This window comes from Vibrio tarriae, from assembly GCF_002216685.1.
In the GTDB taxonomy this organism is placed as follows: domain Bacteria; phylum Pseudomonadota; class Gammaproteobacteria; order Enterobacterales; family Vibrionaceae; genus Vibrio; species Vibrio tarriae.
Genome location: NZ_CP022353.1, coordinates 1,542,456 through 1,557,714 on the forward strand (window position 1 = coordinate 1,542,456; position 15,259 = coordinate 1,557,714).

11 protein-coding genes and 1 pseudogene are annotated in these 15,259 nt (G+C 48.8%); 8 read left to right on the forward strand and 4 right to left on the reverse strand.

Annotated elements, in window-relative coordinates; genetic code table 11:
- Positions 1–32: 32 nt before the first annotated feature.
- Positions 33–1,865 (reverse strand): excinuclease ABC subunit UvrC, encoded by a 1,833-nt coding sequence (gene uvrC, locus CEQ48_RS12700; RefSeq protein ID WP_089071497.1) that lies wholly within the window; start codon positions 1,863–1,865, stop codon positions 33–35.
- Positions 1,865–2,509 (reverse strand): UvrY/SirA/GacA family response regulator transcription factor, encoded by a 645-nt coding sequence (gene uvrY / locus CEQ48_RS12705; RefSeq protein ID WP_089071498.1) that lies wholly within the window; start codon positions 2,507–2,509, stop codon positions 1,865–1,867. The genes uvrC and uvrY overlap by 1 nt, the downstream gene beginning before the upstream one ends.
- A 375-nt stretch (positions 2,510–2,884) precedes the next feature.
- Here uvrY and CEQ48_RS12710 point away from each other — a divergent pair, with 375 nt between their 5' ends.
- Positions 2,885–5,248 carry a DNA polymerase II gene (locus tag CEQ48_RS12710; RefSeq protein WP_089071499.1) on the forward strand — a complete coding sequence of 788 codons (2,364 nt, stop codon included), beginning with the start codon at positions 2,885–2,887 and terminating at the stop codon, positions 5,246–5,248.
- On the opposite strand, the gene CEQ48_RS12715 is transcribed toward CEQ48_RS12710, so the two are convergent.
- Both CEQ48_RS12715 and CEQ48_RS12720 read right to left on the reverse strand, forming a co-directional pair.
- A complete protein-coding gene (locus tag CEQ48_RS12715) occupies positions 5,220–7,319 on the reverse strand; it encodes a PTS sugar transporter subunit IIC/EAL domain-containing protein (protein ID WP_198301145.1) in 2,100 nt (699 codons plus the stop codon). The two genes, CEQ48_RS12710 and CEQ48_RS12715, sit on opposite strands and share 29 nt — an antisense overlap.
- 108 nt (positions 7,320–7,427) lie before the next feature.
- Positions 7,428–8,196, reverse strand: a pseudogene (locus CEQ48_RS12720) (nucleotidyltransferase domain-containing protein).
- 218 nt (positions 8,197–8,414) lie between these two features.
- Here CEQ48_RS12720 and yeiP point away from each other — a divergent pair.
- The 7 genes from yeiP (at position 8,415) to hutU (ending at position 15,259) form a co-directional block, all read left to right on the forward strand.
- Complete coding sequence (gene yeiP, locus CEQ48_RS12725) at positions 8,415–8,981, forward strand: elongation factor P-like protein YeiP (protein ID WP_001123591.1); 567 nt, start codon at positions 8,415–8,417, stop codon at positions 8,979–8,981.
- 4 nt (positions 8,982–8,985) lie between these two features.
- The gene (locus tag CEQ48_RS12730) at positions 8,986–9,306 is read left to right on the forward strand and encodes an HI1450 family dsDNA-mimic protein (RefSeq protein WP_000818866.1); all 321 of its coding nucleotides are present in this window, start codon (positions 8,986–8,988) and stop codon (positions 9,304–9,306) included.
- Between the two features lie 138 nt (positions 9,307–9,444).
- Entirely contained in the window at positions 9,445–10,392 is a 948-nt protein-coding gene (locus CEQ48_RS12735) for a DUF3187 family protein (protein ID WP_001211039.1), read from the forward strand.
- A gap of 116 nt (positions 10,393–10,508) precedes the next feature.
- Complete coding sequence (hutC, locus tag CEQ48_RS12740; protein WP_002043714.1) at positions 10,509–11,219, forward strand: histidine utilization transcriptional repressor HutC; 711 nt, start codon at positions 10,509–10,511, stop codon at positions 11,217–11,219.
- 103 nt (positions 11,220–11,322) lie between these two features.
- The gene (gene hutI / locus CEQ48_RS12745) at positions 11,323–12,531 is read left to right on the forward strand and encodes an imidazolonepropionase (RefSeq protein WP_089071501.1); all 1,209 of its coding nucleotides are present in this window, start codon (positions 11,323–11,325) and stop codon (positions 12,529–12,531) included.
- On the forward strand, positions 12,521–13,543 hold the full coding sequence (gene hutG / locus CEQ48_RS12750; RefSeq protein WP_089071502.1) for a formimidoylglutamase: 1,023 nt from the start codon (positions 12,521–12,523) through the stop codon (positions 13,541–13,543). Before hutI ends, hutG begins: the two co-directional genes overlap by 11 nt.
- Positions 13,544–13,561: 18 nt before the next feature.
- Entirely contained in the window at positions 13,562–15,259 is a 1,698-nt protein-coding gene (gene hutU / locus CEQ48_RS12755) for a urocanate hydratase (protein ID WP_089071503.1), read from the forward strand.

Genomic DNA, 15,259 nt, shown 5'->3' on the forward strand with positions numbered 1-15,259 from the left:
TTCGATGGCGCGTTAATGTTGCTGTATTTTTCTTATTGTTTCAATGCTTGATAAATGTTTTCTGCCAATGCGTGGCTGATGCCCGGCACTTTGGCGATTTCTTCAACAGAAGCGCGTTTTAACTCCTGCATACCACCCAGATATTTCAGCAAGGCTTGACGCCGTTTCGGCCCGACCCCTTCGATACCCTCAAGCGTACTAGTACGGCGAGTTTTTCCGCGCTGCGCTCGGTGTCCTGCAATCGCGTGGTTATGGCTTTCATCCCGAATGTGTTGAATTAAGTGCAACGCAGGCGCATCACTCGGCAGATGGAACTCGTCACCATCAATGGTGATCAGCGTTTCCAAACCGGGTTTACGCGTCACACCTTTGGCTATACCAATGATTTTTGGGTACTTAGGCCAATCTTGCCAGCAGGACGAAATGATCTCATAGGCACGATTGAGCTGCCCTTTACCACCATCAATGAAAATAATGTCGGGGATCTTGCTGCTATCGAGCTGCTTGCTGTAGCGACGTTCCAACACTTGCGCCATCGCCGCGTAATCATCCCCACCGGTGATGCCCGTGATGTTGTAACGCCGATACTCTTGCTTTAGCGGTCCTTCTTGGTTAAACACCACACAGGAGGCGATAGTGCTTTCGCCCATGGTATGCGAGATATCAAAACACTCCATGCGGGTAATCGCATCCATTCCGAGCTCTTCTTGCAGGGCTTTGAAGCGCTGACTGATGGTCATCTTGTGATTAATCTTAGTCGTGATCGCCGTCAGCGCGTTGGTATTGGCGAGTTTCAGATAACGACCTCGCGTGCCGGTGGGATTGACATGGAAAGTGACTTTGCGCCCTGCAAGTTCACTGATCGCGGTTTGTAGCGCCTCGGTTTCTTCGGTCAATCCTCGATTTAAAATAATCCGTGCCGGAATACTGCGAGCTTCACTGTGACTCAAATAATATTGGCTTAAAAAGCTCTCAAACACTTCGACCTGCGAGGTGTCACTTGGAATTTTCGGGAAATGGCTACGACTGCCGAGCACTTTGCCTTGGCGGATCATCAAAATATGGATGCAAGCAATGCCATTTTCTTGCGCAAAACCGAGCACATCTATGTCTTCCAAACTGTCATCCGACACAAACTGCTGCTCTTGTACGCGGCGAATGGCTTGAATTTGGTCACGCGCTTTGGCGGCATCTTCAAAACGCAGCTCACGGCTCGCCTGCTCCATTTTCTCAACCAAAATCGACAACACTTGATTGTCTTTACCTTGCAGAAAAAGGCGCAAGTAATGGACGATCTCTTGATAGCCTTGGTCAGAAATTAACCCTTTAACACAAGGTCCGGCACAACGCCCAATCTGATACATCAAGCAAGGACGAGTACGGTTGCTGTACACCGTATCTTCACACTGGCGAACTGGGAATATCTTTTGAATCAAATGCAGAGTTTCACGCACTGCACCCGAATCCGGATAAGGCCCGAAATATTCACCACGACGTTTTTTGGCACCACGATGTGAGGACAGTCGTGGGTGTTTGTGCGCACTTAAGAAGATGTAGGGATAAGACTTATCATCACGCAGCAGCACGTTGTACTTAGGCAGATACTGCTTGATGTAATTGTGCTCAAGGATCAACGCTTCCGTTTCGGTGTGGGTGACCGTCACGTCAATCTTGGCGATGTTGCTGACGAGAGCTTTGGTTTTTTCGCTGTCGAGATTCTTGCGAAAATAGCTGGTTAGACGCTTTTTGAGGTCTTTGGCTTTGCCGACATAAATCACTTCAGCCTCAGCGTTATACATTCGGTATACACCGGGCTGGTTGGTGACTGTCTTAAGAAAAGGGGCAGAATCAAACTGTGTCGACACTATAACTTCTCAGTATCTAAGATCCCGTGTCGGATAGCTAAGTGGGTTAATTCCACATCACCGTTGATATTCAGCTTGGCGAACAAACGGTAGCGGTAGCTGTTGACGGTTTTCGGGCTCAAATTGAGCTGTTCGGAAATGTCCGTCACCTTCTGACCTTTGGTGATCATTAACATGATCTGCAATTCACGCTCGGAGAGATCAGCAAAAGGATTTTCAGAGGCGGGCGAAAACTGGCTCAACGCCATTTGCTGCGCAATTTCTGGAGAAATGTAACGCTGACCGCTGTGAACGATACGGATCGCATTGACCATTTCATCCGGTGCCGCGCCCTTCGTGAGATAACCTGCGGCACCCGCTTGCATCACTTTGGTTGGGAACGGATTTTCGGTATGTACCGTCAATACGATAATTTTAATGTCCGGATTAACACGCAACAGCTTCTTGGTTGCTTCCAAGCCACCAATACCCGGCATGTTCATATCCATTAAAATGACATCCGCATGGTTAGTACGGCACCATTTTACTGCTTCTTCACCGCTGTCAGCTTCCCCTGCTACTTTCATTCCACGGACGTCTTCAATAATACGTCGTATCCCTGTGCGAACCAGCTCGTGATCATCTACAAGGAAAACACTAATCAAACTTGTATCTCCACACTTATCTATTGGCTCTGCACCCACCGAGACAGTGGATTACAGCGAAGCTACCCCAAACCAACGCGGGCAACTTTTCTCCCGTGAATATGATCTGAAACCTACACTTTAGCAAGCACTTATTTTTCAAAGTGTCGAATCGCACATGTGGCACATAAAAATCAATAAGTTAATAAAAATTATATTCGCCTAATTGAAAGGTTTGGTGAATATAAACCGTAATTTTTGGCCTACTTTTGCGTCGCAATCACCTAGGTGCTCGCCTACTCCTGCTTGTGATGCCACAATGCGATGTAATCAGCTTCACTATCAGTATAATGTGCCAGCGCAAAAATGTATGAGTGTTGAAAAAGGTGGGCCAGATTGAAGATTGAACAAGGGTTTGTATTAACGCGTCACGCTCGTGATGTGGCTGGACAAACCCAAATTGAACTTTGGCTCGCGACACCTTCAGGCCCAACACAACTGATCATACGCGGTGAGCGTCCGGTTTTTTTTATTGAACAATCAGCTAGCCAAGAAGTGATGCGAATTGCCGCAGAATTATCAATAACGCCCTCATTAGCGCCTCTGTCATTACGTAGCTTTGCAGGCCATCCCCTCGCCGCTTGCTACTGCAATACAATTCGCGATAGCCAAATCTTAGCGGAGAAACTCGCTCAAGCGGACATGTTGACCTTAGAGGCGGATATTCGTTTGGCTGACCGTTTTCTGATGGAACGCTTTATCCAAGGTAGCATCGAATTTACTGGTCAGATCACCGATTTCGGCCATTATCGCCAAGTTCAGCAAGCCAAATGTCGCCAAGGTGATTACCTGCCGGCGCTGAATATGGTGTCGCTAGACATCGAATGCTCCGAAAAAGGGCTGCTCTACTCGATTGGTTTGGATAGCCCGATGGACAGCCGAGTGATTATGGTTGGTCAGCCGGAGCCTGCAGAAACGCCGATTCAATGGGTCGAGGATGAATACCAGTTACTCAAAGCGCTCATTGCATGGTTTGAGCAGTTTGATCCTGATGTGATTATTGGTTGGAGCGTGGTGGATTTCGATTTTCGGCTGCTGCACAAACGCGCGGAATTCCACAAACTGAAACTCACCATTGGCCGAGCTCAGCAACCGAGCTTTTTCCGTACGGCGAGCCAAACGCAGCAGGGTTTTATCAGTATTCCCGGGCGTGTGGTGCTCGATGGTATCGATACGTTAAAAACCGCGACTTACCATTTTCGTTCATGGTCTTTGGAGTCGGTCTCGCAAGAGCTGCTCGGCGAAGGAAAAGCGATTCATAACGTACATGATCGGATGGATGAAATTAACCAGATGTTTCGCCACGATAAGCCCTCACTCGCTCGCTACAACCTGCAAGACTGCGTATTAGTGAATAAGATTTTTGCGGCCACTCATCTGCTCGATTTCGCCATTCAGCGTTCACGTTTAACGGGTGTCGAGTTAGATCGCATTGGTGGCTCCGTGGCCGCATTCACCAATCTCTATCTACCACAACTGCACCGCGCAGGGTATGTTGCTCCCAATTTGCAGCCAGAAAACTGGGTTGCCAGCCCTGGTGGTTATGTGATGGATTCGATTCCGGGGCTGTATGACTCGGTACTCGTGCTCGACTTTAAAAGCCTCTACCCTTCGATTATTCGCTCGTTTTTGATTGATCCACTTGGGCTGATTGAAGGATTAAAACTGCCGATAGGCAAACAAGCCGATCACGCGGTTCCGGGATTTCGCGGTGGTCAATTTCATCGCACCAAACACTTTTTACCTGAGATGATCGAAAAGCTATGGGCAGCGCGCGATGAAGCCAAACGCAACCAAGAAAAGGCTTTTTCGCAAGCGATCAAAATCATCATGAACTCGTTCTATGGCGTACTCGGATCATCAGGCTGCCGCTTTTTCGATGCGCGATTGGCATCGAGCATTACCATGCGCGGCCATGAAATCATGATCCAAACAAAACGGTTGATTGAAGCGCGCGGTTATCAAGTGATCTATGGCGATACGGATTCAACGTTTGTCGCACTCGGTGGGCAATACTCTCAGCAAGAAGCGGATAACATTGGTCACGCTTTGGTCCGCGAAATCAACCAATGGTGGACAACGCATCTTCAACAAGAGTATGCGCTGACATCGATTTTAGAGCTGGAATACGAAACCCACTATCGCCGTTTTTTAATGCCGACCATTCGCGGTTCGGAAACGGGCTCCAAAAAACGCTATGCGGGTTTAAAAGGGGATGGTGACAATGAGCAACTGATTTTTAAAGGTTTGGAAAGCGCACGCACCGACTGGACACCGCTCGCGCAACGTTTTCAATATCAGTTGTATCAATTGATATTCCACAGACAGGATCCGGAGTCCTATATTCGCACTATCGTAGAACAGACATTGGCAGGCCAACTGGATGAGCAGTTGGTGTATCAAAAGCGTTTGCGCCGACGGTTACATGAGTACCAAAAGAATGTGCCGCCGCAAGTACGCGCGGCCAGAATGGCGGATGACATTAACGCCAAACTTGGGCGACCGTTACAATACCAATACCGCGGAACGATTGAATATGTGATTACAATCAATGGTCCTGAGCCGAAAGAGTATTCCAAAAGCCCTATCGATTATCAGCACTACATCGATAAACAGCTTAAACCGGTCGCAGATGCGATTTTGCCTTTTATTGGCAAACAATTTGATGAGCTTATTGCGCCTCAACTAGGACTGTTTTAGAAACGTTTCGACGCTGTACAAACTCGACGAAATCACCACGATTCAGAGATTTACTGTAAAACCAACCTTGTACAGAGAATGGGTATTCATCTCCCATCGCGTCTAATTGCTCTTGGGTTTCGACCCCTTCGACGATCGTTTCCAGCTCAAGGGAATGAGCAACGAGCTGTAAATTTGCAAACACTTTGCGCCCTTTTTCAGAGGCCAAAGCCAGCACAAAGGAGCGATCAATCTTGATGCCATCGACATCAAAACGGTGCAGATAGCTGAGAGAAGAGTAACCGGTACCAAAATCATCAATGTAAATTTTGACGCCTAATTGATGAAGTTGGTTAAACACCCAAGTCAAACGCTGTTCATCCGCCAGTAAACTCTCTTCCGTCAGCTCAATATGAATTAATCCTGCCACTGGGCGAATGATCTCTTCAATCTGAGCCATTACAGTCAAATCCATCAAGGTTTCTGCCGTCAGATTAATACTGACAGGCACATAAACTCCGACATTCGTTAGTTTACGAACATCACGCGTAGCCTGTTTCACTACCCATAAATCCATCTCCTTCATCAACCCAGCTTTGGCAAGGGAGGGTAAAAAGGTTGCCGGTGATAGAATGTTATCTTGTTGATCTTTGGCTCGAATTAATGCCTCACAACCAATCACTTGTCCTGTTCGGTGGCAAACTTGCGGTTGATACTCCAAACAGAACTCTTTGCTGCTCATCATCTGTAGTTGCTGTTCAACTTTAAGCTGCTCACGCTCCCGTTTCTGCGCCAACGCAATGGGATCATCTTGCAGATGAGCCGCCTCTTCTTGACGGCGAGTATACATAGTATCCAACGAAGGAATTCGAATCGTTTGCTGACCATATTGTTCATTAAGACGCAGCACCGAGGGCAAATATAAGAGACAACCAAGAACAATATTGACCAATTGCAAGAGTAATCCATTCCAGTCACCGCTAGTCGCAATCCAAGCATTGAGAAAAATCGGGCTATTGAACGGCACTGAAACACTCGGGTACGCGACCCAACCGGACTCTACCGCCCAGAGTGATACCACCACATTCACCATAGGTGCGAGGAGAAAGGGGAAGAATAAACGCGGATTGAGGATCAGAGGCAAACCAAATAGGAAAATCTCATTCACATTAATCAGCCCGATCGGAAGACTGGCAATCGCGAGCAAGCGAATGTTTTTCTGTTTTCCGAACAATAGGATAGCTAAAGCTAAAGAAAAGGTTGCACCGCTGCCTCCGATAAACACAAACGTGCCCATAAAGGATAAATTCATTGGATAAGGGGCGGTTTCACCGATCAAAAAATAGGACTCGGACAGCCGACTCGCTTCTTGCAATAATTCCACTAAAGGTAATAAAGCGTAATAACCGTGGATGCCGAAAAACCAAAGCAGCGAGTTTAGGCTGGCGAATGTTAAGCCGAAGGAATAAGGGTCATTGGCATAATCAAAATGCATCAAGCTTGCAAAGATCTGACGAGTGATCGGGCCAAATAAAATTAAATTTATGCCCACCACAACCATGGCCGTCAGTGCCGCAGGCAACACCAGATTGAGTGACTCACGTACTATGCTGCCAGCACTGTTTGAGTGGGTTAAGTGTAAGACCGGATAACGCATCAACCAAGCTATCAGCGGAATAGCATAAATCGGTGTGATCAGTGCTGTGATGATTTGAAACGTTGGCAAATTATTCTCGGCACTCACCGAAGCTGATGAGACCACCAAATAAATGATGCTCAATAGCGCAATCGGGGGACGTGGCAAATGCCAATGCATGGCCAGTAGATATGAGATGGTGGCCATCATCAAATAAGGAAAGGTTTCGGCGATCACTTGGTTCGCGCGATACAAAATCAAAACCCATTCAGGACGGCCACCGCTAAACAGCTCGCCCATGCTGGCAATAAACAGGACAAAGGAAGAGATCATTAAGCACGGGATCAGCCACACCATCCCTTCACGAATCGAATGCATCGCTGAAACAAGGTATTGAGAAACCTTGGTTAACTCATTTTTTCTCACCGTGGGTAAGTACTTATTAAAACTCAGCATGCTAAAGAGGCTCAAGTGACGCGTATTAAAAACTTAGCACACTAATTTCTTTATCAATAAATGATTCAGCGGTTAAAACTTATACTTACTGCTTATTCTCAAAAAAGACTAACCAATTCGAAACTCGGTTTTTTGATATTGAGACACCAGCCAAGGGCCAAAACTATCGAGTAAACCAACCACCGAGCGTTTGGGAATTGCACGGGGTTTTAGTAGCAAGCCAAGGCGGTCAATTTCAAGCTGCTTCTCTGGGTGATAGCGTAGGAAATGGGTACCGCATTCGATAGGGTCATCAAACCACTGCTTGTCGCGGTACATAATCAGCGAATAGCTGGCACGCAGTAGCTTTTTGGCCACCATCTGCTGAGCCATGATCTGTTCTTGCTCGGTTGCGGCTTTGGCAATTTTATCTCGGTAATAGGCAAGCCAATCCCCTACATCCATATTCCAATGCTTAGCAATTTCCCAGCTTGGCTCGTAATGGCCAAAACATTCGGCCAGATTATCGCCATACACACAAACACAGCAGTGGCGCAGCATGAAACCCCAAGAAAAAATCGCCTCTAAGGTCGCCACTTCCTCAACGGCTGCGATCTTAAAGGAGACATCGGTGATCCACGGGTAGCTTTTTTTGAAAACGCCAACGGATGGTGTTAATTAACGTCGCGCGGTTTTCTTCAAAAGAGCCATAGGTCACTACCACGACATCGAGGTTGGAGCGATTCGGCTTGGCCGTTTTTCGTGCCACGCTGCCGTAGAGATAAATACTGTGTAATGCCTGCCCTGCCCCTGCGCGCCAAAAGCGCACCAAATCGGCAATCGCGTTTTGATATTCAGGTTGAAAAGGTTGCTTGGGGTCAATCACCGGCAGAGTCATACCGCTCCATACTCGCTTAATTTGCACAGGCCTTATGTTCTATGATGCGTGACCATCAATCAATAGCAGACTTGCCTCACTGGCGAGCAATCAATCAGTCAAACCTTAATTCTTAGCCACGGTGCACGCACCACGTCACGTAGCAGGGGGAGAGATATTCCTTTTCTCCCCTTCCTTTAGTTATAATGCTGCCACTTTTTACACGAAGGATATATTTCATGCCAAAGGCAAGTGAACTCAAAAAAGGTTTTGCCATCATTTCTAACGGTAAGACTCTGCTGATCAAAGATATCGAAGTGACCACTCCTGGTGGTCGCGGCGGTTCTAAAATCTACAAACTACGTTGTACTGACCTAAACACAGGCGCACGCGTAGATGAGCGTTACAAATCTGATGACGTTCTGGATACCGTAGAAATGAACAAACGTCCGATCTCTTTCTCTTACATTGATGGCGATGAGTATGTCTTCATGAACAATGACGACTACACCCCATACAACTTCAAGAAAGATGAAATCGAAGACGAACTGCTGTTCATCACTGAAGAAATTCAAGGCATGAGCGTAGTATTGGTTGACGGTGAAGCGGTTGCGATTGAACTGCCATCTTCTGTTGAAATGGTGATTGAAGAGACGGATCCATCAATCAAAGGTGCTTCTGCCTCTTCTCGTACTAAACCAGCGCGTATGCCAACTGGATTAGTGGTTCAAGTTCCAGAGTACATTGCAACGGGCGATCGTATCGTTATCAATACTGCTGAACGCAAATTCATGAACCGAGCGTAATCTTATGGCTGAGCTTATTTCTATCGACGACACTATTGATACCGCATACGACATTTTCTTGGAAATGGCGCCAGATAACCTCGAACCTGCTGACGTGATTCTGTTCACGGCGCAGTTTGATGATCGCGGCGCGGCTGAGCTGGTCGATGTCGGTGATGACTGGGATGACCAAGTGGGTTTCGACGTCGATAAAGAAATCTATGCCGAAGTACGCATTGGTCTGGTGAACGAAGAAAATGATGTGCTGGACGATGTGTTCGCCCGTATGTTGATCAGTCGTGACCCAGATCAGAAGTTTTGCCATATGCTGTGGAAGCGTGACTAAACTTCTCAACGCCAGCTTTCGAGCTGGCGTTGCTCTTTATTGACATTCCAAGATGTTAGATTGAGACATAAACCCAAGCCTTATCACAAAAAATTCCGCTAAACTTAACTCAAGTGCAATCAAACTGTGAGTTAGACGATGCGATTCATCCCATTGCTTAGCCTTATTTGTACTCTGGTGGCTTTTCCTAGTCTGGCTAACGAATACCGTTACGGGCCATTCATCAATTACGCCCAAGCGCCTCTCGCCAGCCATTCCCTTACTCCACAGCTACGCGACGGATTTTCACTCCCGCTGGATAGCCAAGAGCTATTTGGTGGATTTTCTGCTGCCAGTATCTGGAGTGATAGTCCGGGTTATGAGGGAGATTTTTACCAAAACCAGTTCACCTTAGGTCTTAAATGGCAGTTTGCACCCCGTTGGCAGGCGGAGCTGAGCTATCGGTTTAGTCAGGCGTGGGATAACCAGTTGGATTCGCTGACCATGGGCTTTCATGACCTGTTTGGTCTGGATCAAAATGGGCGTGATAGTGTTGATAAACACCGTTTTCATATTGCCGTTCCAGAGCACAAGATTGCATGGGATGACTTTTCTGGCTCCACTCTCAGCAGCGCCTTTTCTGTTTACACGCAGTACCAAATCCACACTTCCGAGCAGCATGGTCTTTCACTCGGTGCTACGCTCTATTACAACCAAAATGGCTTATTACGCTTAAACCGTTTTGAGCAAGCACTGCAACTGAACTACACCTATCAGCAGGACGCGCATCGAATTTATGGCCTGCTCGGCGTAGTTCATCACAATAGTGCGACAGGCACGCTACCAACGAAAAAATCGACCCTCACTCTGGCAGCGGGTTATGAGTACCAGCTCAATACCAAGCACCACTTGTTTAGCTCTTTTCATTTTTATCAAGGCACAGTGGAAAGCCCCAAGGAGCTTGAGAAACCCGCAACAGAATATGTGCTGGGTTATCGCTACGTAATGCCATCCAGCGCCTTGGAGCTTGCGTTAACTGAAAACGTCTTCAGCACCGATAACAGCACGGATATTGCGCTGCACATCAGTTATCGCTATCGCTTGTAGGCGTTATCACTCAGTAAAATCTGCGCAATGTGGCAACTTACACACAAAAAGTTGCAAAACTTCGATTTCAAAGAAATGATTTGTCTATGCAAATGATTTTTTGAAAGAGTTGAAACTTGTCTCCACGCTATCTGCAAATCAAACAATTTATGCTCGATAACATCGAGTCGGGTCGTTGGCCAGTCGGTTATCGTACCCCCACTGAATTAGAGTTAACGGAGCAATTTGGTGTCAGCCGCATGACGGTCAACAAAGCGCTGCGCGATCTGGTCAGTGAGGGAAAATTACAGCGCCGCCCACGTTTAGGCACCTTTGTTTGTGCGACAGAAGAGAAAGCCGAATCGCCTTTGCTGGATATTCGCAACATCGCGGATGAAATCCTCAGTCGCGGTAAGCAGTATCACAATAAAGTGGTTGAACAGCGTGCGCTAAGCGCCGATGAAGCTGTCGCCATCAAGCTCGGTGTGATGGTGGGTAGCCCAGTGTTTTACAGTGAAATCATTCACTACGCTAACGATATCCCGATGCAGCTGGAAGTGCGCTGGGTAAACAGCCGTTCGGTACCGCACTATTTGGATCAAGATTTTACCCAAATTACGCCCAACCAATATTTGTCGCAAAACTGTCCACTGAGCGCGATTGAGCATACTGTAGAAGCCATTATCGCAGATGCCCATGTCAAACAAGCACTTGCGCTGACGGCCAATGAACCTTGCTTGCTACTCAATCGCCGTACTTGGAGTGGTGACAAGCTGGTGAGCTCAGCCCTGCTCTATCATCCGGGTTCGCGCTATAAACTCAGCTCGAAAATTCTATTCAACCAATAGCCCCACATGATCACATTTTCGCAACATTCAAGTTGCGAACTTTTACGCTTTCCACTATTTATTTGTATATACATTTGAAATGTCGATATCTGGATGGAAAGCGATGAATTGTGTGTTGACCGAAGCACGTTTAGTAACCATGCAACCGGGCGTGCAAGGTTATCAGATAACCGAGCCGCAAACCCTCATCATTGAGCAGGGACGCATTCAGCACATAGGCCAACATATTGACCTTCCCAGCGATGCGCATCCTATCTCGTGTGCCGGCAAGTTAGTCACACCGGGATTGATTGATTGCCACACCCACTTGATCTATGCCGGCAGCCGCGCCAACGAATTCGAGCTGCGTTTACAAGGTGTGCCCTACCAAACCATCGCCGCCCAAGGTGGCGGCATTCTTTCTACCGTGAATGCCACTCGTAAGGCCAGTGAAGAAGCGTTGATCGAACTCGCGCTGCCGCGTTTGGATGGTCTACTGCGTAGCGGTGTGACATCCGTTGAAGTGAAATCCGGCTACGGTTTAACACTCAAGGATGAACTTAAAATGCTGCGTGCCGCCAAAGCGCTGGAGCAGCATCGCCGCGTAAAAATCACCACCACATTACTTGCCGCGCACGCACTGCCTCCTGAATTTCAAGGCCGTAGTGATGACTATATCGCGCATATTTGCCAAAAGATCATTCCTCGGGTTGCCGAAGAACAACTGGCCACCAGCGTGGATGTGTTTTGTGAGTCGATTGGCTTTAGCGTGGCGCAAACTGAACGCGTGTTTCATGCTGCGCAAGCGCATGGCTTGCAAATCAAAGGTCATACTGAGCAGCTTTCCAACTTAGGCGGCAGCGCACTCACCGCTCGCATGGGGGGGATCTCCGTTGACCATATCGAATATCTTGATGAAGCGGGCGTGAAAGCTTTAGCGCAATACAACACGGTTGCGACCTTACTTCCCGGCGCATTCTACTTTTTGCGCGAAACACAAAAGCCGCCGATTGAATGGCTGCGCCAACACCGCGTACCTATGGCGATATCCACCGATTTAAACCCCGGCACCTCACCGTTTGCCGATCTGTCATTGATGATGAATATGGGCTGTACCTTGTTTGGCCTAACACCGGAAGAGGCGCTACGCGGTGTCACTTGCCATGCAGCGCAAGCCTTGGGTTACGCCGCAAATCGTGGACAAATCGTAGAAGGTTACGATGCCGATTTAGCGATTTGGAATATCGATCACCCCGCCGAGCTGAGCTATCAAGTCGGCGTTTCTCGCCTGCATGCTCGCATGGTGAATGGAGAGCTAAGCTATGAATCCTAATTTCACCACAGAGCACACTTGGCAAGGCCGCCATGATGTCGAAGATGGCCAAGCTGGGCGTCGTGTGCACTATATCGCTTGTCCCATTCAAGTGGGCGAGCTAGCGAACCAAGATCCGGGTGTGGCGTTGATCGGTTTTGAGTGTGATGCGGGCGTGCAACGCAACAAAGGTCGCACCGGAGCCAAGCACGCGCCCAACCTTATTAAGCAAGCGCTGGCCAATCTCGCGTGGCACCATCCCACCCCCATTTACGATTTGGGCAACATTCGTTGTGAGGGTGATGAATTAGAGCAAGCTCAGCAAGAATGCGCGCAAGTGATTCAACAGGCTCTGCCTCACGCGCGGGCCATCGTGCTCGGCGGCGGACACGAGATTGCTTGGGCAACCTTTCAGGGTTTGGCACAACACTTTCTAGCAACAGGCGTAAAGCAACCCCGGATCGGCATCATCAATTTTGATGCGCATTTTGACTTGCGCGCGTTTGAATCTGGGGTTGAAACAGCGTTCGTTCCAGTACGCCCAAGCTCAGGCACGCCGTTTAATCAAATCCACCATTTTTGCCAGCAGCAAGGTTGGGATTTTCATTACGCCTGCTTGGGAGTGAGCCGCGCCAGCAATACGCCCGCGCTGTTTGAACGCGCAGATAAGCTAGGGGTTTGGTATGTTGAAGATAAAGCGTTTTCGCCTTTGTCACTCAAGGATCACCTGACTCAATTACAACACTTTATTGATGATTGTGATTACCTCTATCTCACCATTGATCTGGACGTGTTTCCGGCGGCCAGTGCGCCCGGCGTCAGTGCGCCTGCCGCGCGCGGTGTGAGCATAGAAGCGCTTGCCCCCTATTTCGACCAAATTCTTCATAACAAAAACAAACTGATGATTGCCGATATCGCCGAGTACAACCCGAGTTTCGATATCGATCAACATACGGCGCGCTTAGCCGCTCGTTTGTGTTGGGACATTGCTAACGCCATGGCCGAACAAGTGCAATCCATCCGTCACCCGTGAATCAAAAGGAGTCTCAACATGACACAGTCATCTGCACAAGGAACAAGACTGGACACTCAGCGCACCATTCGCGCCCCTCGTGGCACACAGCTGCGCGCCAAATCTTGGCTCACTGAAGCCCCACTTCGCATGCTGATGAATAACCTCGACCCCGATGTGGCCGAACACCCTCATGCACTGGTGGTGTATGGTGGCATTGGCCGCGCGGCGCGTAACTGGGAGTGCTTTGATAAAATCGTCGAAGTGCTGGAGCGCCTCGAAGATGACCAGACTTTACTGGTGCAATCGGGTAAACCAGTTGGGGTTTTCCCCACCCACAAAAATGCGCCACGTGTGTTGATTGCCAACTCCAACTTGGTGCCTCACTGGGCAAACTGGGAACATTTCAACGAGCTCGATAAACAAGGCTTGATGATGTACGGCCAGATGACGGCGGGTTCTTGGATCTACATTGGCTCGCAAGGCATAGTGCAAGGCACTTACGAGACGTTTGTCGCAGTTGCGAAAAAGCATTTCAACGGCGATGCCAAAGGCCGTTGGGTTTTGACTGGCGGATTGGGCGGCATGGGCGGCGCGCAACCTTTGGCGGCGACGATGGCAGGATTCTCGATGATTGCGGTGGAATGCGATGAATCGCGCATCGACTATCGTCTGCGCACTGGTTATGTCGACAAAAAAGCCAACACGCTTGATGAAGCGCTGGCAATGATCGCCGATACCGATCGCCCAATTTCTGTTGGCTTACTGGGTAATGCCGCTGACGTCTTCCCCGAATTAGTCAAACGCAACATCACGCCTGATGTGGTGACGGATCAAACCTCGGCACACGATCCACTCAACGGCTATTTACCACTCGGCTGGAGCATGGAAAAAGCCGCGCAGATGCGTCAGCAAAATGAAGCCGACGTCGTCAAAGCCGCCAAAGCTTCGATGGCGATCCAAGTGCGCGCTATGCTTGATTTGCAAGCTCGCGGCGCTGCGACGCTAGACTATGGCAATAACATTCGCCAAATGGCGCTGGAAGAAGGTGTTGCCAATGCGTTCGATTTCCCCGGTTTTGTGCCGGCCTATATTCGTCCCCTATTTTGTGAAGGGATAGGACCGTTCCGCTGGGCGGCACTCTCTGGCGATCCGGAAGACATTTACAAAACCGATCAAAAAGTCAAAGAGCTGATCCCTGACAACCCACATCTGCACAACTGGCTGGATATGGCAAGTGAGCGAATCCACTTCCAAGGTTTACCGGCTCGTATTTGCTGGGTGGGTTTAAAAGATCGCGCTCGCTTAGGCTTAGCTTTTAACGAAATGGTGAAAAATGGCGAACTCAAAGCGCCAATCGTGATTGGCCGTGATCACCTCGATTCAGGCTCAGTCGCTAGCCCGAACCGCGAAACGGAAGGCATGCTCGATGGTTCAGATGCGGTCTCTGATTGGCCGCTACTCAATGCGCTACTCAACACCGCAGGTGGTGCTACTTGGGTTTCGCTGCACCACGGTGGTGGCGTCGGCATGGGCTTCTCACAACATTCCGGCATGGTGATTTGCTGTGATGGCAGTGATGATGCCGCCGAACGTATTGCCCGCGTACTGCATAATGATCCGGCGACCGGCGTGATGCGCCATGCCGATGCGGGCTATGACATCGCCAAACGCTGCGCGCAGCAGCAAAAGCTCGATTTACCTACGCTCAACGCTGAGCTGGCCAAACTCAAGTGA

What these genes read in the sequence shown, in the direction of transcription:
- yeiP (WP_001123591.1), top strand. Translation starts at nt 8,415, where the DNA reads ATGCCAAAGGCAAGTGAACTCAAAAAAGGTTTTGCCATCATTTCTAAC.
- CEQ48_RS12735 (WP_001211039.1), top strand. Translation starts at nt 9,445, where the DNA reads ATGCGATTCATCCCATTGCTTAGCCTTATTTGTACTCTGGTGGCTTTT.
- hutG (WP_089071502.1), top strand. Translation starts at nt 12,521, where the DNA reads ATGAATCCTAATTTCACCACAGAGCACACTTGGCAAGGCCGCCATGAT.
- CEQ48_RS12730 (WP_000818866.1), top strand. Translation starts at nt 8,986, where the DNA reads ATGGCTGAGCTTATTTCTATCGACGACACTATTGATACCGCATACGAC.
- hutI (WP_089071501.1), top strand. Translation starts at nt 11,323, where the DNA reads ATGAATTGTGTGTTGACCGAAGCACGTTTAGTAACCATGCAACCGGGC.
- hutU (WP_089071503.1), top strand. Translation starts at nt 13,562, where the DNA reads ATGACACAGTCATCTGCACAAGGAACAAGACTGGACACTCAGCGCACC.
- CEQ48_RS12715 (WP_198301145.1), bottom strand. Translation starts at nt 7,319, where the DNA reads ATGCTGAGTTTTAATAAGTACTTACCCACGGTGAGAAAAAATGAGTTA.